20 protein-coding genes and 17 tRNA genes are annotated in these 22416 nt (G+C 44.9%); 30 read left to right on the top strand and 7 right to left on the bottom strand.

Going from position 1 to position 22416, the window contains the following annotated elements; all coding sequences use genetic code 11:
- The first annotated feature begins 64 nt into the window (after nucleotides 1-64).
- The 17 genes from FC51_RS08175 to FC51_RS08095 all read left to right on the top strand — a co-directional run bounded on the left by FC51_RS08175 (nucleotide 65) and on the right by FC51_RS08095 (nucleotide 1546).
- Nucleotides 65-137, top strand: a tRNA-Thr gene (locus tag FC51_RS08175).
- 5 nt (nucleotides 138-142) lie between these two features.
- Nucleotides 143-214: transfer RNA gene (locus FC51_RS08170), tRNA-Gly, on the top strand.
- 6 nt (nucleotides 215-220) lie between these two features.
- Nucleotides 221-306, top strand: a tRNA-Leu gene (locus tag FC51_RS08165).
- 6 nt (nucleotides 307-312) lie between these two features.
- Nucleotides 313-386, top strand: a tRNA-Arg gene (locus FC51_RS08160).
- Between the two features lie 9 nt (nucleotides 387-395).
- A tRNA-Pro gene (locus tag FC51_RS08155) sits at nucleotides 396-469 on the top strand.
- Between the two features lie 30 nt (nucleotides 470-499).
- Nucleotides 500-573 (top strand) — tRNA-Met (locus FC51_RS08150).
- Nucleotides 574-584: 11 nt separating this feature from the next.
- Nucleotides 585-658: transfer RNA gene (locus tag FC51_RS08145), tRNA-Ile, on the top strand.
- A gap of 35 nt (nucleotides 659-693) precedes the next feature.
- Nucleotides 694-781 (top strand) — tRNA-Ser (locus tag FC51_RS08140).
- 6 nt (nucleotides 782-787) lie between these two features.
- Nucleotides 788-861: transfer RNA gene (locus FC51_RS08135), tRNA-Met, on the top strand.
- A gap of 4 nt (nucleotides 862-865) precedes the next feature.
- A tRNA-Asp gene (locus tag FC51_RS08130) sits at nucleotides 866-939 on the top strand.
- Nucleotides 940-943: 4 nt separating this feature from the next.
- Nucleotides 944-1016, top strand: a tRNA-Phe gene (locus FC51_RS08125).
- Nucleotides 1017-1034: 18 nt separating this feature from the next.
- Nucleotides 1035-1105, top strand: a tRNA-Gly gene (locus FC51_RS08120).
- An 11-nt stretch (nucleotides 1106-1116) separates the two neighbouring features.
- Nucleotides 1117-1190: transfer RNA gene (locus FC51_RS08115), tRNA-Ile, on the top strand.
- Between the two features lie 7 nt (nucleotides 1191-1197).
- Nucleotides 1198-1285: transfer RNA gene (locus FC51_RS08110), tRNA-Ser, on the top strand.
- A gap of 8 nt (nucleotides 1286-1293) precedes the next feature.
- Nucleotides 1294-1365: transfer RNA gene (locus FC51_RS08105), tRNA-Glu, on the top strand.
- A gap of 29 nt (nucleotides 1366-1394) precedes the next feature.
- Nucleotides 1395-1468: transfer RNA gene (locus FC51_RS08100), tRNA-Met, on the top strand.
- 4 nt (nucleotides 1469-1472) lie between these two features.
- Nucleotides 1473-1546: transfer RNA gene (locus tag FC51_RS08095), tRNA-Asp, on the top strand.
- A gap of 166 nt (nucleotides 1547-1712) precedes the next feature.
- On the opposite strand, the gene FC51_RS08090 is transcribed toward FC51_RS08095, so the two are convergent.
- Nucleotides 1713-2216 carry a hypothetical protein gene (locus FC51_RS08090; protein WP_057910833.1) on the bottom strand — a complete coding sequence of 168 codons (504 nt, stop codon included), beginning with the start codon at nucleotides 2214-2216 and terminating at the stop codon, nucleotides 1713-1715.
- 114 nt (nucleotides 2217-2330) lie between these two features.
- On the opposite strand from FC51_RS08090, the gene FC51_RS08085 reads away from it, so the two are divergent.
- From FC51_RS08085 to FC51_RS08075, 3 genes are all read left to right on the top strand, one after another.
- Nucleotides 2331-3071 carry an MBL fold metallo-hydrolase gene (locus FC51_RS08085; protein WP_057910834.1) on the top strand — a complete coding sequence of 247 codons (741 nt, stop codon included), beginning with the start codon at nucleotides 2331-2333 and terminating at the stop codon, nucleotides 3069-3071.
- A gap of 111 nt (nucleotides 3072-3182) precedes the next feature.
- The gene (gene spx, locus FC51_RS08080; protein ID WP_057910835.1) at nucleotides 3183-3581 is read left to right on the top strand and encodes a transcriptional regulator Spx; all 399 of its coding nucleotides are present in this window, start codon (nucleotides 3183-3185) and stop codon (nucleotides 3579-3581) included.
- 116 nt (nucleotides 3582-3697) lie between these two features.
- Nucleotides 3698-4381 carry an adaptor protein MecA gene (locus FC51_RS08075; protein ID WP_057910836.1) on the top strand — a complete coding sequence of 228 codons (684 nt, stop codon included), beginning with the start codon at nucleotides 3698-3700 and terminating at the stop codon, nucleotides 4379-4381.
- A 74-nt stretch (nucleotides 4382-4455) separates the two neighbouring features.
- On the opposite strand, the gene FC51_RS08070 is transcribed toward FC51_RS08075, so the two are convergent.
- The 3 genes from FC51_RS08070 to FC51_RS08060 are packed head-to-tail and all read right to left on the bottom strand — an operon-like array spanning nucleotide 4456 to nucleotide 8154.
- The gene (locus FC51_RS08070; RefSeq protein ID WP_057910837.1) at nucleotides 4456-5442 is read right to left on the bottom strand and encodes a glycosyltransferase family 2 protein; all 987 of its coding nucleotides are present in this window, start codon (nucleotides 5440-5442) and stop codon (nucleotides 4456-4458) included.
- Nucleotides 5443-5456: 14 nt separating this feature from the next.
- Entirely contained in the window at nucleotides 5457-7736 is a 2280-nt protein-coding gene (locus FC51_RS08065) for a glycosyltransferase family 39 protein (RefSeq protein ID WP_057910838.1), read from the bottom strand.
- The gene (locus FC51_RS08060; RefSeq protein WP_075141086.1) at nucleotides 7723-8154 is read right to left on the bottom strand and encodes a GtrA family protein; all 432 of its coding nucleotides are present in this window, start codon (nucleotides 8152-8154) and stop codon (nucleotides 7723-7725) included. Before FC51_RS08060 ends, FC51_RS08065 begins: the two co-directional genes overlap by 14 nt.
- A 141-nt stretch (nucleotides 8155-8295) precedes the next feature.
- Between FC51_RS08060 and FC51_RS08055 the strand changes: the two genes are divergently transcribed.
- The gene (locus FC51_RS08055) at nucleotides 8296-8997 is read left to right on the top strand and encodes a response regulator transcription factor (protein ID WP_057910839.1); all 702 of its coding nucleotides are present in this window, start codon (nucleotides 8296-8298) and stop codon (nucleotides 8995-8997) included.
- Complete coding sequence (locus FC51_RS08050; protein ID WP_057910840.1) at nucleotides 8984-10303, top strand: sensor histidine kinase; 1320 nt, start codon at nucleotides 8984-8986, stop codon at nucleotides 10301-10303. The genes FC51_RS08055 and FC51_RS08050 overlap by 14 nt, the downstream gene beginning before the upstream one ends.
- 86 nt (nucleotides 10304-10389) lie before the next feature.
- Here FC51_RS08050 and FC51_RS08045 read toward each other — a convergent pair whose 3' ends face one another.
- Nucleotides 10390-11922 carry a gamma-glutamylcysteine synthetase gene (locus FC51_RS08045; protein ID WP_057910841.1) on the bottom strand — a complete coding sequence of 511 codons (1533 nt, stop codon included), beginning with the start codon at nucleotides 11920-11922 and terminating at the stop codon, nucleotides 10390-10392.
- Nucleotides 11923-12078: 156 nt separating this feature from the next.
- On the opposite strand from FC51_RS08045, the gene FC51_RS08040 reads away from it, so the two are divergent.
- Together FC51_RS08040 and pepF are read left to right on the top strand one after the other, a co-directional pair.
- A complete protein-coding gene (locus tag FC51_RS08040) occupies nucleotides 12079-13221 on the top strand; it encodes a competence protein CoiA (RefSeq protein ID WP_057910842.1) in 1143 nt (380 codons plus the stop codon).
- A 34-nt stretch (nucleotides 13222-13255) separates the two neighbouring features.
- Nucleotides 13256-15067 (top strand): oligoendopeptidase F, encoded by a 1812-nt coding sequence (pepF, locus tag FC51_RS08035; RefSeq protein WP_057910843.1) that lies wholly within the window; start codon nucleotides 13256-13258, stop codon nucleotides 15065-15067.
- 94 nt (nucleotides 15068-15161) lie between these two features.
- On the opposite strand, the gene FC51_RS08030 is transcribed toward pepF, so the two are convergent.
- The gene (locus tag FC51_RS08030; protein WP_057910844.1) at nucleotides 15162-15788 is read right to left on the bottom strand and encodes a DsbA family protein; all 627 of its coding nucleotides are present in this window, start codon (nucleotides 15786-15788) and stop codon (nucleotides 15162-15164) included.
- A 215-nt stretch (nucleotides 15789-16003) separates the two neighbouring features.
- On the opposite strand from FC51_RS08030, the gene yjbM reads away from it, so the two are divergent.
- The 6 genes from yjbM to FC51_RS08000 all read left to right on the top strand — a co-directional run bounded on the left by yjbM (nucleotide 16004) and on the right by FC51_RS08000 (nucleotide 22196).
- Nucleotides 16004-16657 (top strand): GTP diphosphokinase, encoded by a 654-nt coding sequence (gene yjbM, locus FC51_RS08025; RefSeq protein WP_057910845.1) that lies wholly within the window; start codon nucleotides 16004-16006, stop codon nucleotides 16655-16657.
- Nucleotides 16635-17447 carry an NAD kinase gene (locus FC51_RS08020; protein ID WP_057910846.1) on the top strand — a complete coding sequence of 271 codons (813 nt, stop codon included), beginning with the start codon at nucleotides 16635-16637 and terminating at the stop codon, nucleotides 17445-17447. The genes yjbM and FC51_RS08020 overlap by 23 nt, the downstream gene beginning before the upstream one ends.
- On the top strand, nucleotides 17440-18333 hold the full coding sequence (locus FC51_RS08015; RefSeq protein WP_057910847.1) for an RluA family pseudouridine synthase: 894 nt from the start codon (nucleotides 17440-17442) through the stop codon (nucleotides 18331-18333). The genes FC51_RS08020 and FC51_RS08015 overlap by 8 nt, the downstream gene beginning before the upstream one ends.
- A gap of 120 nt (nucleotides 18334-18453) precedes the next feature.
- Entirely contained in the window at nucleotides 18454-19302 is an 849-nt protein-coding gene (locus FC51_RS08010) for a methyltransferase domain-containing protein (protein ID WP_057910848.1), read from the top strand.
- 17 nt (nucleotides 19303-19319) lie between these two features.
- A complete protein-coding gene (locus FC51_RS08005; protein ID WP_057910849.1) occupies nucleotides 19320-19832 on the top strand; it encodes a tRNA (cytidine(34)-2'-O)-methyltransferase in 513 nt (170 codons plus the stop codon).
- A 36-nt stretch (nucleotides 19833-19868) separates the two neighbouring features.
- Nucleotides 19869-22196: an FtsK/SpoIIIE family DNA translocase gene (locus FC51_RS08000; RefSeq protein WP_057910850.1), complete on the top strand. Its 2328-nt coding sequence runs from the start codon at nucleotides 19869-19871 to the stop codon at nucleotides 22194-22196.
- Between the two features lie 89 nt (nucleotides 22197-22285).
- Here FC51_RS08000 and FC51_RS12120 read toward each other — a convergent pair whose 3' ends face one another.
- Nucleotides 22286-22408: a DUF4044 domain-containing protein gene (locus FC51_RS12120; protein WP_314322335.1), complete on the bottom strand. Its 123-nt coding sequence runs from the start codon at nucleotides 22406-22408 to the stop codon at nucleotides 22286-22288.
- Nucleotides 22409-22416 lie beyond the last annotated feature (8 nt).

The raw sequence follows: 22416 nt of genomic DNA, 5'->3' as shown, positions 1-22416 counted from the left end.
TCGGCAGTTCGAGACTGCCACGGCTCATTACAATTGAATATTATTATGCGCATAATATTTATATGCCGACTTAGCTCAGCTGGCAGAGCACCTGTCTTGTAAACAGGGGGTCGGAAGTTCGAATCTTCTAGTCGGCATTTTTGCGGAAGTAGTTCAGTGGTAGAACATCACCTTGCCATGGTGGGGGTCGCGGGTTCGAATCCCGTCTTCCGCTTGTTATGCCGGGGTGGCGGAATTGGCAGACGCACAGGACTTAAAATCCTGCGGTCAGTGATGACCGTACCGGTTCGATCCCGGTCCTCGGCATATTATGCACCCATAGCGCAATTGGATAGAGTGTCTGACTACGAATCAGAAGGTTGTAGGTTCGACTCCTACTGGGTGCATTGTTTTAACGGGAAGTAGCTCAGCTTGGTAGAGCACCTGGTTTGGGACCAGGGGGTCGCAGGTTCGAATCCTGTCTTCCCGATTGGTAGATTTATGACTATCATATTTTCATCGCGGTGTAGCTCAGCTGGCTAGAGCGTCCGGTTCATACCCGGGAGGTCGAGGGTTCGATCCCCCCTGCCGCGATTATAGGTCTTGGACCTTTAGCTCAGTTGGTTAGAGCAAACGGCTCATAACCGTTCGGTCGTAGGTTCGAGTCCTACAAGGTCCATCGACTCATTTTATATTTTTTTATACAGCTTTTATGGAGGATTACCCAAGTGGCTGAAGGGGGCGGTCTTGAAAACCGCTAGGTGGGTCAAACCACGCGAGAGTTCGAATCTCTCATCCTCCTTATTATCGCGGGATGGAGCAGTCTGGTAGCTCGTCGGGCTCATAACCCGAAGGTCGTTGGTTCAAACCCAGCTCCCGCAATTTTGGTCCGTTGGTCCAGTTGGTTAGGACGCCTGCCTGTCACGCAGGAGATCACGAGTTCGAGTCTCGTACGGACCGGTTTGGCTCGGTAGCTCAGTCGGTAGAGCAATGCATTGAAGCTGCATGTGTCGGCAGTTCGATTCTGTCCCGCGCCACTTAATTTAATAGATCATGCGGGTGTAGTTTAGTGGTAAAACCACAGCCTTCCAAGCTGTTGTCGCGAGTCCGATTCTCGTCACCCGCTTTTTCACAAATGGGCCTATAGCTCAGCTGGTTAGAGCGCACGCCTGATAAGCGTGAGGTCGATGGTTCGAGTCCATTTAGGCCCATAATTTTGGAGAAGTACTCAAGTGGCTGAAGAGGCGCCCCTGCTAAGGGTGTAGGTCGCGTAAGCGGCGCGAGAGTTCGAATCTCTCCTTCTCCGTTTTAAATGACCCGTTGGTCAAGTGGTTAAGACACCGCCCTTTCACGGCGGTAACATGGGTTCAAATCCCGTACGGGTCATTCAAACAATGATTTCTTTCTTATATTATCGCGGGATGGAGCAGTCTGGTAGCTCGTCGGGCTCATAACCCGAAGGTCGTTGGTTCAAACCCAGCTCCCGCAATTTTGGTCCGTTGGTCTAGCTGGTTAGGACGCCTGCCTGTCACGCAGGAGATCACGAGTTCGAGTCTCGTACGGACCGGTGGATATCGACAGTATGCAAGCTAATTGATAGCTTGTTTTTTTTATATCTTCATTTATAGCGGTCGGGATTGACCAATTCATTCGAATGAATTAGAAATGAAAACCGCTATGCTAACGAATTATGTATAAATGCATTCGTTAGCATAGCGGTAATGGATAAGCCTTTAGTGAGTTTCTTTTTCCTTGGCCGGAGTGTAGTAAGCTTCATGTGAATAAAAGTTTGGCGAATCACGGTACTCTTTTGGAATAAAATCATCTGAACTGTTTTTCCAGAGCTCGTAATCTGAATAAGCATTCCAAGTTCCTAAAATGATGCGTTGACTAATATCTTTGTGATAATTCAACGAATACATTGAGTGCATACCATCAGGGAGCCCATTGGTACGAAGTCGATTGATTCGGGCGTCGAAGACTTTTTGCTCTTCAAAATTTAAGTCGAGCGTTGAAAAACTAATGAACCCATTCCAATTATCAGTTCCGGCATGGCTCAAAATATCATAGTAAACAGGGGATTTAAAAACCGTTTCCTGACCAGAATGATCAAGTAACATAAATTCACCTTGCTGACTTAATGCTTGGTATAACACCAGGTCACGTTCAGGATGAGCAGCTTTTATTTCTGATAAAATCTTTTCATCACCAAATGTAATGACGATCTGTTCTTTCATATGACCCACCTCCTATATACAAACTTATTATACTTTTTTTCATTAAGAGAACCAAACATTTACTTTTTAGTATTAGTAAATTATACTTTAGACAAAATAAGAGGAGGCAACGTTTTGGAGCTAACAGTTATTGGGTATTTAGGCGGTTATCCGGCACACGGTAACGCAACCAGTAGTTATTTATTGCAGTCTGGCGACTTTAATTTGTTAATTGATTGTGGCAGCGGAGCATTGTTAAGTTTGGAAGAAGTCATTGACCCACTCAAGCTTAATGGCTTAATTTTAACCCACTATCATCATGATCACACAGCTGACGTTGGCGTTCTGCAGTACTATTGGCAATTACATGAAAAACGTTACACAGAGCCTGTACTGCCCATTTATGGGCATCGACTCGACAAGGCAAACTTTGCCGGACTTGATTGGCCAAATTCCACCAAGGCAGTTGCATACGATCCCGAGAAATCCCTAAGTGTCGGGCCATTTGAAATCAGCTTGCTCAAAACACAGCATCCGGTTCCGGCATTTGCACTGCGCATCAAGGAACGGGATACTGGCAAAATCTTAGTCTTTACGGCGGATACGAAATATTTTCCAGAGCTGACTGATTTTGTGAAAGGGGCAGACCTCTTAATGACCGACACGAACTTCTTTGCCGACAAGACCGGTCAAAAATGGCACATGACTTCAACTGAGTCGGGGAAACTCGCTCATGATGGTGGGGTTCATCAACTACTGCTGACCCACTTGCCTGCGGATGGGGATTTGCGGCAACTCAAAGATGAAGCCCAGCATAGTGCGGGCGAGGACCTTCCTGTTATGGTCGCCCAGCAACACCTGACAATCAATATTTAGTTTAAATGTGATGAAAGTTAGCAGAATGTTAGTCCATTCTGTGAATCTTATGATTTTTATAACTATTTCCGATATAATCAAGTCATCAAAGATTATTAGGAGGTAGCAATCATGACTGTAAACTTACTTACAACACCCAGCTGTACTTCTTGTCGCAAAGCAAAGAAATGGCTCGTCGATCACAAGGTAGACTTTGTAGAACGAAATCTTTTTGCAAATCCGCTTTCTGAAACCGAGCTGAAAGAAATCTTTATGTTATCTGAAGGTGGAACTGACGATGTGATTTCGACACGCTCATACCTCTACGACCAATATAAGCCTCAGATTCACTCGATGACGATAGGTGAGGTCATCTCACTACTGGCTGCCCATCCTGAGTTAATTCGTCGGCCGATTCTCATGGATTCCAAACGGATTGAGTTTGGCTACAATGAAGATGAAATTCGCTGCTTCATGCCACGGGGAACCCGTAAGTGTGAACTCGAAAAAATGGTTCGCAGGGCCTTATGAGCTTGAAATCTTAATTGCTTGTTAATATCCATCTTTAGCCGTATTATTTACTTAGACAATAATATGATACAATGTTATTATTAATTACCCTCAGATATTGAAAGGGGTGGCTAAATATGGAAATGGAACGAATTAACGAGAATACAATTCGTGTACTGATTGGTAATGACGATCTTGATAAGCGTGGGATTACCGTTTTAGATTTACTTGGTAATCACAAGCAGATCGAAAGCTTCTTCTATAGTATTCTGGAAGAGGTTGACAAGGATCACCAATTTCAAAATAACGATGCCGTCACTTTCCAAGTTCTTCCAAACCAAAATGGATTGGAATTATTTATCAGTAAGGATGTTGATATGTCCGATAACGACATGTTTGATTCAGGTAGTGGGGATCATTCCGACCAGCCTGAAAAGCGTGATCGCGTTTCTAAATATATCGAAGAACATACCGGTAATAATCAACCACAACATGTAAGTGATAAGAAGACAAACGATGAGTTTGGTCATCAGAAGCGAACCGTTATCCTTGAGTTCGACCAACTGGATGACTTCACCTCATTAGCGAAGGCATTACGATTGGAAAATGGAACATCTGATTTGTACCTGTATGAAGGTAAGTATTACCTGAAATTGCAGCTTTACAGCAACGACCCGGTTGATATGGTCGTCAGTGATGAAGTTGCAATTGCCAACGAATATGGTAAGAAAACCACTGTTACTGAGGAAGTTCTTAACGAGTACGGCCAACAGTTAATGGAAAATAGCGCGTTGGAACTCAGCAGGTATTACTTTAAGTAAATTGAATGTCATTTCATGAGCTTACAACAAAAGGAGCAGCCGATTTTGGCTGCTCCTTTTAGTGTGGCTTCTTTTTATTGGAATGCCCGTCCTCTGATTGTGGTTTGGTAGTAGGTCTTTGGATGATCAGTTTCTTGTGAGCGAAACCCCGACGTATTTGCGACAATGTATAATGGGCGTCGTCTTGATGCATCGAAGATCCGGTACAAATATGACCCAATTGTTCCAACGGCCAGCAAGGTGATGCCAACCATTAAGAAGACTGCGAACACCGCAAAGCGAATCGTATTCATTGTTGTCAACAATGAGGTAATCAGGTAGCCGATTCCAAAAATGATTGAAAAGCTCCCGACCCAGTTCGCAATTTGAAGCGGGAAGGATGAAAATGAGGTGATGCCATCCATTGCCAGTCGGATCATTTTCCGCAGCGGATACTTGGTTGTTCCAGCGACGCGTTCCTGTCGCTCATAAGTGACGTCGGTTTGCTTGAAGCCGACCCAGCTGACCATGCCGCGGACAAACGGGTCTGGTTCATTCATCCGCTTGAGTTGGTTGACAACTTTAACGTCCATGAGCCGAAAGTCGCCGGTGTCGACAGGAATGTGAACACTTGTGATGTGCTTTAAGGTCCGGTAGAAGGCCGCGGCCGTTATTTTCTTAAATAGGCTTTCACCATCGCGCGAGATCCGTTTTCCGTATACGACGTCATAGCCGTCATGCCATTTTTTGATCATGTCGACGATGACCTCAGGAGGATCCTGCAAATCAGCATCCATCACAACGACTGCATCGCCGTTGGTGTAACGAATTCCGGCAGTAATTGCCAACTGATGGCCAAAGTTTCTTGAAAATTGAACCAGCTTGATGTTTGAGTACTGTGCCTGTTGCTGTTGAATCAAGTCCGCGCTCTTATCCTTTGAACCATCGTCCACAAAGATAAGTTCAAAATTTTGCGGCTGATTAGAAATGAACTTTTCAAGTGTGTCAATCGTACTCGTAATGCCGTCTTCCTCATTAAAAACGGGAAGAACGATTGAAATTAATTCGTCTTTGTTAGTCATTTGAAAGCCTCCTTTTATTTATAAATTGATGAAAGGTCATAGAGAACACCGGATGAGCCCATTCCGCCCATTCCGCCGCCCATACCACCTGGTTGCTGCATGGTCGTTTGTTTCTTCTTGGTGGTCCTAGTGCTTGGCTTTGCCGTTGGTTTCATCTTGGAATTCTTCTTGCCAGGGGTTGGCTTTGCACCATTGCCGCTTGGTTTCTGCTTGCCAGTTGGGGCAGTTGGCTTTTGACCCATTGTCTTAGATTTGCCCGTTGGGGTTCCTTGACCCATTCCGGCAGCCGAAGCTCTTGAACTCGAGCTTTGATATAAGCTTGATTTCACCTTTGTGGCGTGTTTCTTAATCCAATTAATGATCGCCGTATTACCTGATTTGCCAGAGTAATAGAAGTACTTTAATTCACCGTTTTTGACAAGCTTTTTAAACTGGGTCAACGTGATCGCCGGGTCGGTTCCGTTAAAGCCACCCATGGCCATGACGGCCTTCCCAGTTTTAATGATATACGGAGCGGCAGTTGTTGAATCACTGGTTGCAAACAGGTATTTGGCATTTCCTTGATGTTTTTCAAGGTAACTTAACAGTTTCTTGTTGACTGAACTGTTTCCCATACCGCCACCACCGCCAGGCATGCCACTACTGGATGATTCAAGCAGGGAAGGGCCTGCGGTTGGAATCATTGCCGACTCAGCCGCAATTGTCGGGGTTAACGACCACCAGGTTGGCGCAGCCATGATTGAAAGCAGCCCCCCAACCAGCAATGCTTGAAGCGCCCGACCACGTGGAATCACGATCAGGCCAATGGAAAAGCCAATCGCCGCAATCAAAATGATCCAGGTCAACCATGGATAGTAACTGTAAACATACCAGGATTGAAGTGCTGCTGTTGCTGTAATCGCAAGCGGAAGCAGGTAAAATTTCCAGTTCGTTCTCAGACTATTTTTGAACAGGCCAATTAAAGCAGTTAGCCCGGTTCCAAATAACGCTGCAATTGGCGGTGCCAGCATAATCATGTAGTAGGGATGAAAGAAGCTGGCAATGCTGAAGAATCCATAAACGGGGATCAGCCAACTTGTCCAAAGAATCAGTTGCTTTTGCTTAGTGGTTAAGTAGAACCAGCGACGTCGTTTATCGCGGAAGTAAGCCAGACCACCGATTAAGCCAAAGAGGGCAAATGGTAACAGCCAACTGACTTGTGGTCCCAATGCGGACTGGAACAACCTAAACGGTCCGATTGTGCCGATATTGAAAGCACCACCGCCACCGCCGCCGGCACCCATTTTACCTGGGCCACCTTTTTTACTACCACCAGGCGCTTGCATTTGCTTACCGCCAGCGGCGCCCTTCTTGGTTCCTTGTTTCATACCGGTAGGCGCTTTGCCGCCGGTTGGCATGCCGCCGCCCTTTTTGTTTTGGGTCTTACTGTTCATTCCGGCACCAAACGTTCCGCCGGTTCCAGTTGTTTGTCCAAGTAGGCGTTCACTTCCGTTATACCCAAACGCTAATTCCAGCAGGGAGTTGGTTTCTGAACCACCAACATATGGTCGGCTGCTTGCCGGGGTCATATCAACCGAAATTGGATAGGCTAAGGTGAAAACGAGAAGCGAAACGGTTGCAAAAATCAGTTTCTTAATTTTTTTCTTCCAAGATTCATTTGCGGCCAACCAGTAGAATAAGTACATCGCAGGCAGAATCATGAAGGCCTGAAGCATTTTGACGTTAAAGGCAATTCCGATCAGACCAAAACTGACCAGTAGTGGCCAAATTCGGCGACTTCCGATGGACTTTTCCAAGAAGAAAAGGCCTAACATTAGGAAGAAAACTAAAGTTGCGTCCATATTATTCGTTCGGGAATCCGCCACAACGATTGGCGTGATGGTCAGCGCCAATGCACTTAAGCGACCGGCATTTTTGCCGAAGTATGGCTGAATAATGCGATACATTAAGTAAACAGAACCGACACCGAAGAGGACGGATGGTAATACGATACTCCAGCCATGAAGGCCAAAAATTTTGGCACTGATGGCCATGAACCATAGTGCGACTGGCGGCTTATCAACCGTGATGTAGCCGGCTGGATCAAAACTGCCGTACCAGAAATTGTGAAAACTCATGGTCATACTTTTGATAGCTGCGGTATAAAATGCGTTGGCCGATCCGGCCTTCCAAGTTGCCCACCCGTAAAGAAACAGGGCGGCGATTAAGATGATTCCGAGGATCCAATCGAATTTGCCTCGACTTTTTGTTTCATCATTTCGGGTATTGCTTATATATTGACTATTGGCTGCCATATCGGCGGACCTCCTTTATGTGACGTTGATTGAATACCCAAAATTTTGATAACAAGAAATTGGTGGGTACGGTGATGATTAAACTGACTAGGGGAATGAGATGTGGATTCATCAGTGACCAGTTGCTGGCAAAGTGGGCGAATAAGACGCTGATCACCCAAGTGAACAGGTAGGTCGCATAGTATTTCCAGACAACGGATTTCAATGACGATCCGGTTTGAAAGACCCAATGGTTGTTCAGGGTCAGCCCCAGAAGTGAGGTGACACCATAGCCAACGCCCATCGCAAAGGTTGCGTTGGTCGGGTTGAGCAAGACTAAGTAAATGACATACGTTAAAATCGTGTTTAACAACCCGATGATGCCAAATTTAAATAATTGCTTTGTAAATTTGATGTGAGTCACTCCTTTCTTAAGCATTGAGATGAGTTTATCTTTTCAAGCATAAAACAAGCTTAAAAGATTTGGTTTATGATAAATTCCCCAAATTTTAGTTGACGATTGCCCCAAAAAACATTAATTTAATGGCAATAGATAAATCAACCACAAGGAGAATTTTGAATGAAAGAACTTCATATACTAATAATTGAAGATGATGAAGATTTGGCCAAGAGCCTGGAATTGTTCTTAGGTGAGATCGCGCAAACAACCGTTTCCTACGACGGTTTCGAAGGACAAATGCTTGGCCAGGAAGGCATTTATGATCTGGTCGTGCTGGATTTGATGCTGCCACAGGTGAACGGTTACGATGTTTTGAAGCATTGGCGGACCGAGGATCATTTGAGTATGCCGGTGTTAATTTTAACGGCTAAAGATACCTTGGATGATAAAGTGCACGGATTTGAGCTCGGCGCCGATGACTATCTGACAAAGCCGTTTCACCGTGAGGAGTTGTTGATGCGGGTCAAAGCACTACTCAAGCGCAGCGGCCGTCTGGGAGACGACAACACGCTGACAGTCGGGCCGTTTACCGTTAACCTCAGTAACCGGGTGGTCAATGTGGAAGGCAAGGAACTTGCCCTCAATGGTAAGGAATTTGACTTACTGGTCTACTTTGTCCAAAATCCCGACACAATCATTACCAAGGACCAGATTTTTGATCGTTTATGGGGATTTGAATCAGAGACGGCGATTTCTGTCGTTGAAGTTTATATGAGTAATTTACGGAAAAAGCTGAAGCAGGCAACGTCCCTTCAGCCAATTAAGACGTTAAGAAACGTTGGTTACATGTTTGAAACGGAGGCCCTTGATGAAAAAGCGTGATCCTCAGACAAAACAGCAACTCTCGCTGTTCGTGAAAGAGTTGATTGGTTTTGCCTTGCTGTTTGCGGTACTTGGGATTGTCATTAACTTTTTCTTTCATCAATCGATTTATAAAAATATTGATCAAGGATTAATGACCCAAAAGCAAAATGTGTTAAGCAACCGAAAGGCACCGCAATTTCGAACCGGCGGGAGCTCCAGCAGCTCACAAACGCCGCCATCTCCCAATCCGAGTGGCGACACACCGTTTAGAACCAATATTTTAGTGTTTAATCAAAAGGGGCAAATCATCAATGCACAGATGCTTGGCAACCGAATCTATAACCTGTTTATCAACACTGAGCTGGATAAAAGTGAGGTGAATAAGGTTCGTGAAGTGACCTTGATGTCGACGGATAATACCCTGCACTACTTTAGGACGTTATTGATCAAGGTTCCAAAATCCAATTCCAATCCAATCTACGCTGGAAATTATGTCTTGATTTTGGAGAATATTGATACCGATTTATTAGCAGTTAATAGTTTTAGACGATCGCTGTTAATAACATTGTTGTTCTTTTGGATTATCGCGATTGGGGTTGCTTATTACCTATCGCGATCGAGCATGAAGCCGATTATGGACGCCTGGAAACGCCAGCGACAATTTAGTGCCAACGCCGCTCATGAGCTGCGGACACCTCTGACCGTAATTCAAAATCAGATGGAGTATATGCTGACGAAGCCAAAGACCAAGGTGGTGGATCAGGTTGACGCAATTTCAACGACTCTGGATGAAGTTCGCCACTTGCAGACACTCACCAATCGTTTATTAATGTTGGCGCGGTCGGATGCCGGCAAAATTGAAATTCGGAAGCAAGAAGTTGATGTTAAGCCGTGGTTTGAACACGTTTTAAAACCCTATGATGATATTGCGGCTAGCCAGCACAAATCGCTGAATACCGTGTTAAAAGCAGACGGTAAGGGCCGATTTGATGAAGATCTGATTCGTCAACTATTGATTATTTTGTTGGACAACGCCATCAAATATACGCCGAAAGGGGGCACGGTCACGGTTGTCACCTTACTCAACCGCGACAAGCTCACCATTGAAGTCCGCGATACCGGAACTGGGATTCCTGACGCGGATAAGAAGCGCGTTTTTGACCGGTTCTACCGATCGGATAAATCACGAAATTCCAAAACTGGCGGTAACGGGCTGGGTTTGGCAATTGCCAAGTGGATTGTTAACCAGCATGCCGGCACGATTACTGTCAAGGACAACCATCCCAAAGGAACCGTATTTACAGTTGGGTTTAAAGTGTCTTAGGAAGCTCGACTATCATCAAAATCAAAGAAAGGCCCCGGTGAGCAAAACGTGCGTTTCGCTTACCGGGGCCTTTTTGTGGTTAATCATTAATGTTGATCCTGACGTGCGGCTTTCTTAATGCCGGGAAATAGGTCGTATAGATATTTTAACGGTTCGACTTTACCAACTTTATCGGTATAAATCACCTGGGTCACGTTATCGTAGGTCAAGGTAATCAGCGATGCACCATCCTCGTCCTTAACGACGTAATAGCGGATTCCCAACTGGATTGCGTGGAAAATTAATTCCTGGGCATCATATGAAGTGTTACCCATGGCGGGAAGCAACGTTGGGGCTTCAAGCCGTTTTTGACGCCATTGTTTAGCAACCCGCGTTCCAAATTCCATTAGACTGCCATTCTTGATGTGTGGCAGTAACATTGCCGAAGCTGTTAATTCCGGGTGGGTAATAACCTCACTAAAGTCATCAAGTGCTTGGAGTTGTTCTGAATGGGCATGAAGTGATTTGGCCATCTCAATCAGCTGATTAAAAATCTCGATGCCTTCCTTCATTTTGAAGGTTGGTTGATCCGGATTCTCCAGTGCAACTTGATTATTATCGGCAAACGACTGCTTTAAGTCATCGGTAATATTGTCATGATCAACAGGTGTGACCAAGAGGTACATTAAGAAGAATTTTAAAAAGTACATTGCGTGTCGGCTGATGCCATTCGGGGTGAAAGGCGTGTTGTCCAAAACGCGAAATTCCAGGTACGAAATGCCTTTGGTCCGGTAATTTTTGATTTCTTCTTGGCCCCGCAGCCGAACTGGGCCGTAAAATTCTGCCGTCGAGTAAAGCCGGTGGTCGGCAATCGACGCCGTAATTTGGTCAATGTAGTGATCCAAACTACTATAAATCGTGGCGTCGACTTGGTCCTCGGGTTCATTAACATAACCGTAAATGCTGTTTCGAATGCTGCGGACCGGATGGGGTAATTTTTGAGCGTCTTCGTCGGAGAAAAAGCCCTTTTCAGCGATTGGACTGGCACCAAATAAGTAGGTTAACAGCCAACGATGAAGGACAAAATTTTGCGCCAACTGGAAATAAAGGGCGTTCTTGAAGTCGACGAGCGTTGTGAACTGGTCTTGATAATGCATGTAGAGCCGATTAATGACTGGCTCGGGAATGCTGAAGTTGACGTGAACGCCGGTGATAATTTTGCGGGCGACGCCGTATTTTTTCGTCAAATAATCGCGATAATCGGCATATGCCGGTCGGCCGAAGTGCTGCTTGATGAACGTCTTATCATCGATATTCATTGCCGGTGGCATGCTTAACGGCCAGAATGCCTCTGATTTATGGATTGAACGGGCCAAAACGGTTTGAAGGGTGTCAAGCTGATCCAACACCCCACCAATGTTGGGATTAGGATCGGTAATCAGTTCGCTCATTGATTCGGAGAAATCGGATTGAAAATAGGGATGATACCGTCTCGAACCCAGGTGCTTCGGATACGGCAGCTGACTCAATTGGCCATGTTGATCAATGCGGTGTTCTTCAATCTCGATACCGATCAAGCTGTGATAAAGCTGTTCGGCCACATGTTCTTCTTGGATGTATTTTAATAAGTTTTTCAGCATATTATTCTCCCAGCCGGCAATATTTACTCATAATTATAAACAAAAATGGGCGAATTGGTAGTATTACCGTCGGCCGGTAAAAAAACGTAACCATTATTTTAACTTCTGGAAACAAACGAACACTTTTTGCGTATGTATATACTAGAAGGTGATGAAATGCTTATTGCAATGGCGGACAGCCAATTAGTTAACGCAACCGAGTTGATTAGACAAAAAACAATCCCAAAACAACTGGTTTGCCCCTGTTGTCAACAACCGGTCATCTATAAACACGGGGACCGTCGGATCGCTCATTTTAGCCACAAATCCAATGCAATTTGTGCGGGCTTTAGCGAAGGTGAAAGCCAAGCCCATTTAAAAGGTAAGCTGGCGTTCAAACAGCAATTGGAAAAGATGGGGCAGGCCGCTGTGTTGGAATATCATTTACCGACCATCGAACAACGGGCGGACGTGCTATTGCCGGATCAGCAACTGATTCTGGAGTACCAATGCAGCCCGATCTCGTATAGCGACATTTCAAGAAGAACGTCGAACTACAAGTCACTTGGCTACGATGTGTTATGGATTCTTGGTGATCGTCATTTGAATGCGGTCAACCGCTTGGATGGCGTTGCCAAGTTCGCCCGTTTTCAGCCGCGACTTGGATTCTTTATTGTTTACTATTCTGCCGATCGACGACAGTTGAAGCTCCATTACCACATTCAAGAAGTTGCTGGAAAAGTGGTCAGCAGCGTTCAGTTTTTCAAAAGTCTGTCCGACCTTAAACGTTTTATGGACGCCCATGAAACACCAAAGCAGCCGGTTAGTTCTCCCTTTCAAGCACGTCAATCGATGCTCAATCAGCTTCAACGAATCCATAGAAGCAACGTGTTACAGAACCCCACTTATCGCGATATGGTTACGGCTTGCTACGAACAAGGCAAACTGTTTATTGGCTGTCCCTTAATTTGCCACGGTAAATGGGGAGAGGGGATGCCAATCTTTAAACGAACCATTTTATGCTGGCGGGTATGGGTCGTCCTTCAGCTTTTTTCAGCCAGTCCGGCAGAGATTTCCAATCAGCGGCTCAATCAAATCTTTGTTGAATCCGTTCAGCAATTTGGTCAGCAGTTTGCCCAAGTTGACGATTACGTCCGTTTCTTTCAGATGGAATTCAAGAGCTTCATTTTCAGTCTCCGTGCAAACGGTTATCTCCGTCACACCATTTCTGGAATTCGAATCGTTCAATCACCAACTTGGTTTGAAAGCTATGATCAAAAAAGACGCATTATGATGACCATGAGGCCGGAGGTGTGCTAACCTGTTATTAACGATTTGTTTGAAGGAGGACACTATGGCTAAAACACAAGAATTACCATTGAGAAATGAGGTTCCGGAAGCCTTGACCTGGGACCTGACAACAGTCTATGCGAGCGATGAAGCGTTTGAAAGTGACTTTTCCGATGTCAAAGCCGGGGCTGAAAAGTTTGCCAAGCTATCCGGCACGATTGCAAACAACGCAGCGGCCTTACTGAAAGCCACTGACGATTTGATGGCACTCAGTCGTAAGCTGGAAAAAGTTTATGTCTACGCCCAACTAAAGAATGATCAAGACACCAGTGTTGATCGATATCAGGCCATGTATTCGCGTTCGGAGGCTTTGGCCGCTCAATTTGGCGCGGCGACCTCGTGGTTTGAGCCTGAACTACTCAAAATTTCGGATTCCAAGATGCAGGAATTTTATCAAGCCGAACCCAAATTAACTGCTTATCAGCGTTTCTTCGACCAGACGTTTGAGCGGCGACAACACATTTTGGAAAACAACGTTGAAGCCGTCCTGGCCGGTGCCGGAGATATTTTCTCGTCTGGAGAAAAAACCTTTGGGATTCTTGACAACACTGACTTGTCATTTCCATCCGTGACCGACGAAAACGGCAATCAGGTCAAATTATCTCAAGGCGTTTACAGCATTTTGCTTGAGTCAACGAATCCGGCGGTTCGAAAAGAAGCCTTTCAAAAATTGTATCAAGTATACCGCCAGTTTCAACACACCCTGGCAGCTACTTTGACCACCAACGTCAAGAATCACAATTTTAAGGCCAACGTTCGTCATTATAATAGCGCGTTGGAGGCGGCTTTGTCGGAAAACGAAGTGCCAACGGCTGTTTATGACAACTTAATTCAGGGTGTTAACCGTCATTTGGACCTTTTGCATCGATACGTGGCCTTACGAAAGCGAATCTTAGGGCTTGATGAGCTGCACATGTATGATATGTATACGTCACTGGTCGGCAAAAAGTCGCCCAAATACACCTTTGAACAGTCCAAGGCAATCGCTTTGGAGGCTTTGCAGGTGATGGGGCCCGATTATGTTAAACACGTTCACGAGGCCTTTGACGGCCGCTGGATTGATGTCGTCGAAAACCAGTTTAAACGAAGTGGCGGCTATTCATCCGGAACGTACGATACTAATCCCTTTATCTTACTGAATTGGAAGGATAATCTCGATAACTTGTACACCTTGATTCATGAAACCGGGCACAGTATGCACAGTTATTATTCACACCACAATCAGCCGTATCAATACGGAGATTATTCAATCTTTGTGGCAGAGATTGCGTCGACAACCAATGAAAATATTTTGACTGATTATCTCTTGAACAAATTTAAAGACGATGATGAGATGAAGAAGTTCATTTTGAATTATTACCTTGACGGTTTTAAGGGCACCGTTTTCCGTCAGACACAATTTGCAGAATTCGAACAGTTTATTCATGAGCAAGATGCCAAAGGACAGCCGTTAACGGCAAGTTTCATGGATCAGGCTTACCGTGATTTAAACGCCAAGTACTATGGTGACGCGGTTATTTCTGATGACGAGATCAGCTTGGAATGGGCACGAATCCCGCATTTTTACTATAACTTTTACGTCTATCAGTACGCGACCGGGTTTGCGGCAGCGTCAACGTTGGCCGATGGGATTGTGAATGGCGGTCAGGAAAATGTTGACCGTTATCTAACTTACTTGAAGTCCGGAAGCTCCGACACGCCAACTAACGTGATGAAAAAAGCCGGGGTTGACATGACACAACCTGATTATCTTGAAAAAGCGTTTATCATTTTTGAAGAACGCTTGAATGAGTTTGAAGCACTATACGAAAAATAACATTTTGAACACAACAAAAGGGGCCTGCGACAAAACGGATGTTTTGCCAACAGGTCCCTTTGTTGTCTGAGAGAACACAATGGTCTGACAGAATTTAAAGTTGGAAATTAGATTTAGGATACGGAATCGTTGATGGATGTGCTGATTTCTGACTGATCCGTTCGAAATGTTCAGCTGAGCTAATGCTCTTGGCACAAAAGCCAAACAGTGAGTTGTAATCAAAATCTTTAATGAGAATGCCACTTTTATCAACTGCCGAATTAAATAAAACAGTGGTTAGCGGTGTTTGAACGTTCATTTCGTGGGCAACCCGCTGATCACTGCGAAACATTTTTTCAGCGAGTTGTGAACGACGATCTTCCTTGAACATGTCGAGATCCAGGCCATTTCGTTCTGCGAGCTTATACACCAATTCGTCGGTGTAAGGTTCCTCATTGACTAATAATTCTTTTTGTAAATCCATAAGGAAATGGCGGCCAAACTTTTTACCTTGGAATGAAGCGGCCTTGAAATCGAGAATGGTGTCATAAGGCAGATTATGGTCGAGATGGCTGAGTTTTTGGTTCAATGAAAAATCGCGAAGAATCTGGATGTTGAGCATGGAAACGAAGCGTACGCTAATCTGTTTGTTTAATTTTTGTGAAATGCGTTCAATCGTTTTTTCGGCGTCATAGCAATGTCGATTAAGTGGATCAACGAATAAATAAATCTCAAGTACCATTATTGCCCCTCCGTTATGCAACCGACAACTTAATTAATATACTAATTATTTTCTCCATTAAGAATAACAAATTTTCCGATAAAAACAACAATTTTGCCTGAAGTGCGCACGATTCATTTAGAAAGGGGGCTGATTATGGTAAAATTAAGTCTGATTGATTTTTATGATTTGGATAGAATTGTGCGCACAGCCGCACAAAGATTGGAAGTGGTAGCTTGGTTGACGATTGGGATGACTTTTTAATTCCTTACAAACAAGCTGTTGATGAATTAAAAGTAAAATTGCGTGGTATTCGTGCGCAGTTCTTAAAAATTGATGGTCGAAGTCCAATTGAATTTGTGACTGGCCGTGTCAAGCCGGTTGACAGCATCAAAGAAAAAATGGTCCGACGACACATTCAAGAGGATCGGCTGGAAGAAGACATGGAAGATATTGCCGGTCTTCGGATTATGTGCCAGTTTGTTGAAGATATTTATCAAGTTGTTGACCTTTTGCGGAAGCGAACCGATATCAACATCCTTGAAGAACGCGACTACGTTCATAACAAAAAGCCGAGTGGATACCGTTCTTACCACATTATTTTCGAGTACCCGGTTCAAATGCTGGATGGTGAAAAAGTGATTTTGGCGGAGATTCAGGTACGAACATTGGCCATGAACTTTTGGGCCACTGTAGAGCACTCCTTGAATTACAAATACAAGGGAGAATTTCCCGATGATTTAAAGGCCCGCTTGGAACGGTCAGCTGAAGCCGCCTTTCATCTTGACGAAGAAATGTCAGAGATTAGAGACGAACTTCAAGAAACTAAAAAGCAAGACCGGAAGACAGATGTGAGGAAGTCGTCTGATGAAGATAGCCATTTACAGTAATCTTGGAGAGTCGTCCAACATTGTGGCGACGTCACTCAAGAAGAAAATTGAAGAATCGCCCGATTTGAGTATCGATGGGCTGAACCCCGAAATTGTGATTTCAGTTGGTGGGGATGGGACGTTGTTGTCTGCATTTCATCACTATCAAGATATCAGTGACCGGATTCGGCTGGTCGGCATTCATACAGGTCACCTTGGGTTTTACACCGATTGGCGTGATTATGAGGTTTCAGAACTCGTTGACAGCTTGGAGCATGATGACGGTCAAAGCGTGACCTATCCATTGTTGGATATTAAGGTCAATTATGTTAATGGTGGCCGCGCGGACATGGGACTCGCACTCAACGAATCGACGTTGAAACAAATTTCCGGTTCAATGGTTGCGGATGTTTATATCAAAGATACGTTATTTGAAAGCTTTCGTGGCGATGGTTTGTGCGTTTCGACCCCAAGTGGTTCGACCGCCTATAACAAGTCGGTTGGCGGAGCGATCATTAATCCAACTTTGAATGCGATTCAAATGGCTGAAATATCGTCGATTAACAACCGGGTCTTCCGGACACTTGGCTCACCACTGATTATTTCACCGGATGAGTGGGTCAAAATTGTGCCAAAAAGTTCGAATCGAACCATCCTAACCTGTGATCATCAGGTGATTTCAAGCGAACCGGTTGAGTCGGTCGAGTACCGTATTTCTAAACGGCGAATTGCATTTGCCCAGTATCGTCACACACAGTTCTGGCGCCGGGTAAGCAATTCATTTATTGGTAAGGTTAATTTAGATGACTGAATTTATATGGAAATATAACGGGTCTGCACCAATTAAAGTGCGGACCTTTATTATGGGGCATGGCATTACGAGAACCCTGTTGAAAAAAATTAAGTATCATGGCGGCCAAACCCTGGTCAACGGCGAACCATCATTGGTCAATCGGCTGCTTGATGCCGGTGATGTTGTGAAAGTGGTGCTTCCTAAAGAACCGGAAAACGATCATGTCAGCGTCTCCAACGTACCAATCGAGATTGTTTATGAGGATCCCAACTTTCTGGTGGTCAATAAGCCGGCTGGGGTGGCTTCGGTCCCGTCACACAATTATTCGGATGATTCATTGGTCAACCGCGTGAAAGGCTATTATCTGCGGCAACACTATGCCAATCAAAAGATTCATATTGTGACCCGACTGGACAAAGATACCAGCGGTCTGGTGATTTTTGCCAAGCATCACTTTGCCCACTCTGTTTTGGATAAGCAGCTTAAGGACAGGACGATTCAAAAGACCTATCTGGCGATTGTGGCCGGACGAATTTCATCGCCACATTTTGAAATTTATTTGCCGATCGGGCGCGTTGAAGGTTCATTTGTTAAACGCCAGGTCATCGACTCCGGCAAGCTTTCGGTAACCGAGGCGTGGACAGTCTGCCGACTGGCGAAGCAAACCCTCCTGCGGGTCCGTCTGCATACCGGAAGGACCCACCAGATTCGCGTTCATATGCGTGAAATCGGCCATCCACTTATTGGCGATTGGCTGTATAATCCAGATGATCATTCACTGCCCAGGCAAGCCTTGCATTGCGCTGAACTGACGTTTTATGATCCGTTTGGCGATCAGGAGATTCATTGTCAAGCGCCCTTGCCGGCGGACATGAAATCCTATATCAGCTTGAATAAACGTTGATTTTAACTGGTCTGTCTGTTCTGTCATGAAGCTTCCAGCAACTTTTCCTTTGGGTTTGAAGTGGGGGCTTATTTGAAATTTGGCTGTGATATAATGAACTGCGTTTGTGGAGGGGTTTAAGTGAAAAAAATTGAGTTTGGAAAAGCATTTATAACGGATCATTTGGCACTATTTCGCTGTCCGATGTGTCAATTACCTTTTGACACGGTTGAGGGCTATTCGCTGATTTGCCCACAACATCACAGCTTTGATCTCTCTAAAAAAGGCACGCTGTTTTTCTTAACCAAGCAGGCCAACAACGAATACGATAAGGGGATGCTGGAATCTCGCCACCGGATCCTACAGGCGGGGTTATTCGACCCAATCGTGGCTGCTATCAGTCATCATTTGGGTGATCGACCAGAAACAATTTTGGACGTTGGCTGCGGGGAAGCGACGCCCCTAACCCGTTTATTAGCCTTAAGAGAACCACACGATACCGCGATTGGGTTTGATATCTCAAAGGATGGGATTAACTTGGCTACCCAACAGCCGGTCGACGCCTTTTTCTGCGTGGCTGATTTAGCCAGGCTGCCTTTTAATGACGCGACTTTTTCAGCGGTGATTGATTTATTTTCGCCTTCCGCATATGGTGAGTTTAATCGGGTGATTCAACCCGGTGGCAAGTTGATCAAAGTAATTCCAAATAGCGGCTATCTCCACGAACTTCGAGAAGCATTATTTGGGGTGGGACAGAAGAATAGCTCATACTCCAACGAAAAGGTTTATGAGTTATTCTTGAAACATTACCCAAATGCGACAATTAACGAGCTTACATACACATTTTCAATTCCCGAGGGGTACCAACGTGACATGATGATCATGACGCCGCTTCACTGGGGAAAAGACCGGCAGGACAACGCGAACGACTTGGTTAATCAACTTGAGTCGATCACAGTTGACGTGTCGGTTATGGTCGCAAATTTTTAAATTATTTGGAGGAAAACATGACGAATCATATTGTACTATTTGAACCACTGATGCCTGCGAATACGGGCAATATTGCCAGGACTTGTGCCGGAACCGACACGGTTTTAGACTTAATTGAACCGTTGGGGTTTAGCATTGATGATAAGCATTTAAAACGTGCCGGGCTCGATTATTGGAATAAGGTTCAGATTAATTACCACCAGAACCTTCTGGCATTTTTGAAAACCGTCAAGGATCCCAAAAACTTGTTTTTGGTTTCTAAATTTGCCAATCAAGACTATACCGACCCTGACTATTCCGATCCTAATCAGGATTATTACTTGTTATTTGGGAAGGAAACGACCGGCCTTCCGGAACCGTTTATGCGCAAGAATCCCGAAAAGGCTATCAGAATTCCGCAAGATGATGACAATATCCGTGCGTTGAATCTGTCAAACACCTGTGCAATTGTGATTTATGAAGTACTGAGGCAGCAGGGATTTAACCATCTGGAACGGACACATCACTATGAACACGATAAATTAAAATAAGTTTGTTTGACTCTTAACGAAAGGAGGAACCTTTGGATGAAACGCAAGACAACATCGAAAAAGCCCGCTGCTAAACGCGGCAGGCCTCGTAAGTCAACTCGTAAACCAGCCAGTAAAAGCGGTTTTTTGGATAAATATTCTTGGAATATTGTTGGTGGAATTGCCGCAATCTTTGCATTGCTCGGGTTGTTTCAAGCCGGCATTGTCGGGAAATTTATGATCAATGTGACCAGAATCTTTGTCGGCGGCCTGTACCCGCTTGGACTACTAGTTGTTGTCATTTTTGGCCTTGTCCTTGCCGGCTTTTCCCGGCTGCCTAAAATTCCGCTGAGATACACCCTTGGGACTTTACTGGTCTTAATTGGTGTCTTAGTGTGGTTAACATTGATTGAATACGTTCAAGCAGCCCAACCCGTTGACTTTATGAGCTTTAATTGGCAGAAGTTGACCGATGACATGGCCTCGGCCAATACGGACTCCAATATTGGCGGGGGAATTTTGGCCACGGCACTTTTTTATGTCAGCCACTTGTTATTTGGAAAGATTGGCACCGGAATCGTCGCCAGTTTAGTCATCCTGTGTGGGGGCTTTGTTCTTTTCAACATTTCATTTTCAAAAATCTTCGTTGGCGTTCGACAAGCATTAATGTTTTTGAAAGCTCAGGCTGCCAAGGTAAATAAGAAACCGGCTGTAAAGCCTCGAGATTGGCCGCAGACAAACGCAAACCAGCAGCCGGTAGGTAATCCTACCCCAACATCTCAAACGCCTGAAAATGCCGAAAACGAGCCAAATCAGCTATCTTCGTCTACGATTACGATTTCCGGGATGCCCGTTTCTGAAAATGTCAAAAAAACAGCTGAGGAAAAGCCTGAAAAGCCGGCATCAAAAGAAGATAACGATGTCAAAGATACCGGCGATGTTGACCTGGTTGACGTTAAGGAAGATGATTCCTATAAATTACCCAGTCCGTCGTTGTTGACTCAAATTCAACAGGATGATCAATCCGGCGAGCTAAAATCAATTGATCATAACGCCCAAGTGCTGCAAAAGACGCTTGATAGCTTTGGTGTTAAGGCAGAAATTAAGCACGTCAGCTTGGGACCCTCTGTGACCAAGTACGAACTACATCCGGATATTGGCGTTAAGGTCAGTCGAATTGTGAATTTAGCCGATGATATTGCTTTGGCCCTGGCTGCTAAAGACATCCGGATTGAAGCACCAATTCCAGGGAAATCACTGATTGGGATCGAAGTGCCGAACCGAAAGATTGCGACGGTTTCATTTCGTGACGTGGTTGAGCATCAGCCAAACAACCACGGTCACATTCTTCAAGTGCCACTTGGAAAAGACGTGAATGGCAATGTGATCGCCGCTGACTTGACCAAGATGCCCCATTTACTGATTGCCGGGTCAACCGGTAGTGGTAAATCGGTTGCGATCAATGGCATTATCACGAGTATTTTGCTTCACGCCAAACCCAGTCAGGTCAAATTGATGCTGATTGATCCTAAAAAAGTGGAACTTGGTGTCTATAATGGGATTCCGCATTTGTTGAGTCCGGTGGTTTCCGAGCCGAAGAAGGCTGCCCGAGCACTGCAAAAGGTAGTTTCCGAAATGGAAAACCGTTATGAGCTATTTGCCAAATTTGGTCAGCGAAAGATTAGTACCTACAATGACTTTGTCGCCAAGAATAATCGTGAAAACGAGACGAAAATTCAGCCGATGCCATATATCGTCGTTATCGTCGATGAATTGGCTGACCTTATGATGACGGTTTCCAACGATGTTGAAGCTGCGATTATCCGTTTGGCACAGATGGGCCGAGCTGCCGGCATCCATATGATTTTAGCAACTCAGCGTCCTTCCGTGGATGTCATTACCGGGTTGATTAAAGCAAACGTGCCATCAAGAATTGCCTTTGCGGTTTCCAGTGGCATTGATTCCAGAACGATTATTGATACCAATGGGGCCGAAAAGCTCTTGGGACGTGGGGACATGTTGTTTTTGCCGATCGATTCCAACACACCGATTCGAGTTCAGGGCGCATTTATTTCGGATAAGGACGTTTCTCGGGTGGTGAAATTTATTACTGATCAACAGTCGGCAGATTATGATGAGTCAATGATGGTCAGTGATGAAGAAATAAAAGAAGAGGACCAAGAAGATTCCGAGGATGATTTATTCTCAGATGCCCTTGATTTTGTGGTCGACCAACAAAAGGCCAGTACCTCACTACTTCAACGACACTTCAGAATTGGTTATAATCGGGCTGCCCGCTTAATCGATGATCTGGAAAAGCGCGGCTACATTGGGCCACAGGATGGCAGCCGGCCGCGACAAGTGTATAAGGAAAAACAAGAGTAATCATGGTGTTTTAACCAAAGTTGTAACTTGGACACAAAAAAAGCCCGGACAGTAAAGACTGCCCAGGCCTAATCCTCAATCCATACGGATTAAATAAATGTCATGATTGCTGAGATGACCAGTGAACTGATCGTTGCAATAATCATGAGCCATACGAAAACCAATGTAATTTTTTGAAATCTCGTTCTTTTTTTACGCGCCAATGTTTGCACCACTTTCT

The sequence above is a fragment of the Lentilactobacillus parabuchneri DSM 5707 = NBRC 107865 genome (assembly GCF_001435315.1).
Lineage (GTDB): Bacteria > Bacillota > Bacilli > Lactobacillales > Lactobacillaceae > Lentilactobacillus > Lentilactobacillus parabuchneri.
Note: the sequence above shows the minus strand (reverse complement) of the source record. Positions and strands in the feature narration are given on the sequence as shown.

Excerpts from the sequence above, each read along its gene's own strand:
- FC51_RS08070 (WP_057910837.1), bottom strand. The coding sequence starts at position 5,442 with ATGACTAACAAAGACGAATTAATTTCAATCGTTCTTCCCGTTTTTAAT.
- FC51_RS08030 (WP_057910844.1), bottom strand. The coding sequence starts at position 15,788 with ATGGTACTTGAGATTTATTTATTCGTTGATCCACTTAATCGACATTGC.
- FC51_RS08020 (WP_057910846.1), top strand. The coding sequence starts at position 16,635 with ATGAAGATAGCCATTTACAGTAATCTTGGAGAGTCGTCCAACATTGTG.
- FC51_RS08050 (WP_057910840.1), top strand. The coding sequence starts at position 8,984 with ATGAAAAAGCGTGATCCTCAGACAAAACAGCAACTCTCGCTGTTCGTG.
- FC51_RS08090 (WP_057910833.1), bottom strand. The coding sequence starts at position 2,216 with ATGAAAGAACAGATCGTCATTACATTTGGTGATGAAAAGATTTTATCA.
- spx (WP_057910835.1), top strand. The coding sequence starts at position 3,183 with ATGACTGTAAACTTACTTACAACACCCAGCTGTACTTCTTGTCGCAAA.
- FC51_RS08015 (WP_057910847.1), top strand. The coding sequence starts at position 17,440 with ATGACTGAATTTATATGGAAATATAACGGGTCTGCACCAATTAAAGTG.
- FC51_RS08040 (WP_057910842.1), top strand. The coding sequence starts at position 12,079 with ATGCTTATTGCAATGGCGGACAGCCAATTAGTTAACGCAACCGAGTTG.
- FC51_RS08005 (WP_057910849.1), top strand. The coding sequence starts at position 19,320 with ATGACGAATCATATTGTACTATTTGAACCACTGATGCCTGCGAATACG.
- FC51_RS08055 (WP_057910839.1), top strand. The coding sequence starts at position 8,296 with ATGAAAGAACTTCATATACTAATAATTGAAGATGATGAAGATTTGGCC.
- FC51_RS08045 (WP_057910841.1), bottom strand. The coding sequence starts at position 11,922 with ATGCTGAAAAACTTATTAAAATACATCCAAGAAGAACATGTGGCCGAA.
- FC51_RS08075 (WP_057910836.1), top strand. The coding sequence starts at position 3,698 with ATGGAAATGGAACGAATTAACGAGAATACAATTCGTGTACTGATTGGT.
- pepF (WP_057910843.1), top strand. The coding sequence starts at position 13,256 with ATGGCTAAAACACAAGAATTACCATTGAGAAATGAGGTTCCGGAAGCC.
- FC51_RS08065 (WP_057910838.1), bottom strand. The coding sequence starts at position 7,736 with ATGGCAGCCAATAGTCAATATATAAGCAATACCCGAAATGATGAAACA.
- FC51_RS08060 (WP_075141086.1), bottom strand. The coding sequence starts at position 8,154 with ATGCTTAAGAAAGGAGTGACTCACATCAAATTTACAAAGCAATTATTT.
- FC51_RS08000 (WP_057910850.1), top strand. The coding sequence starts at position 19,869 with ATGAAACGCAAGACAACATCGAAAAAGCCCGCTGCTAAACGCGGCAGG.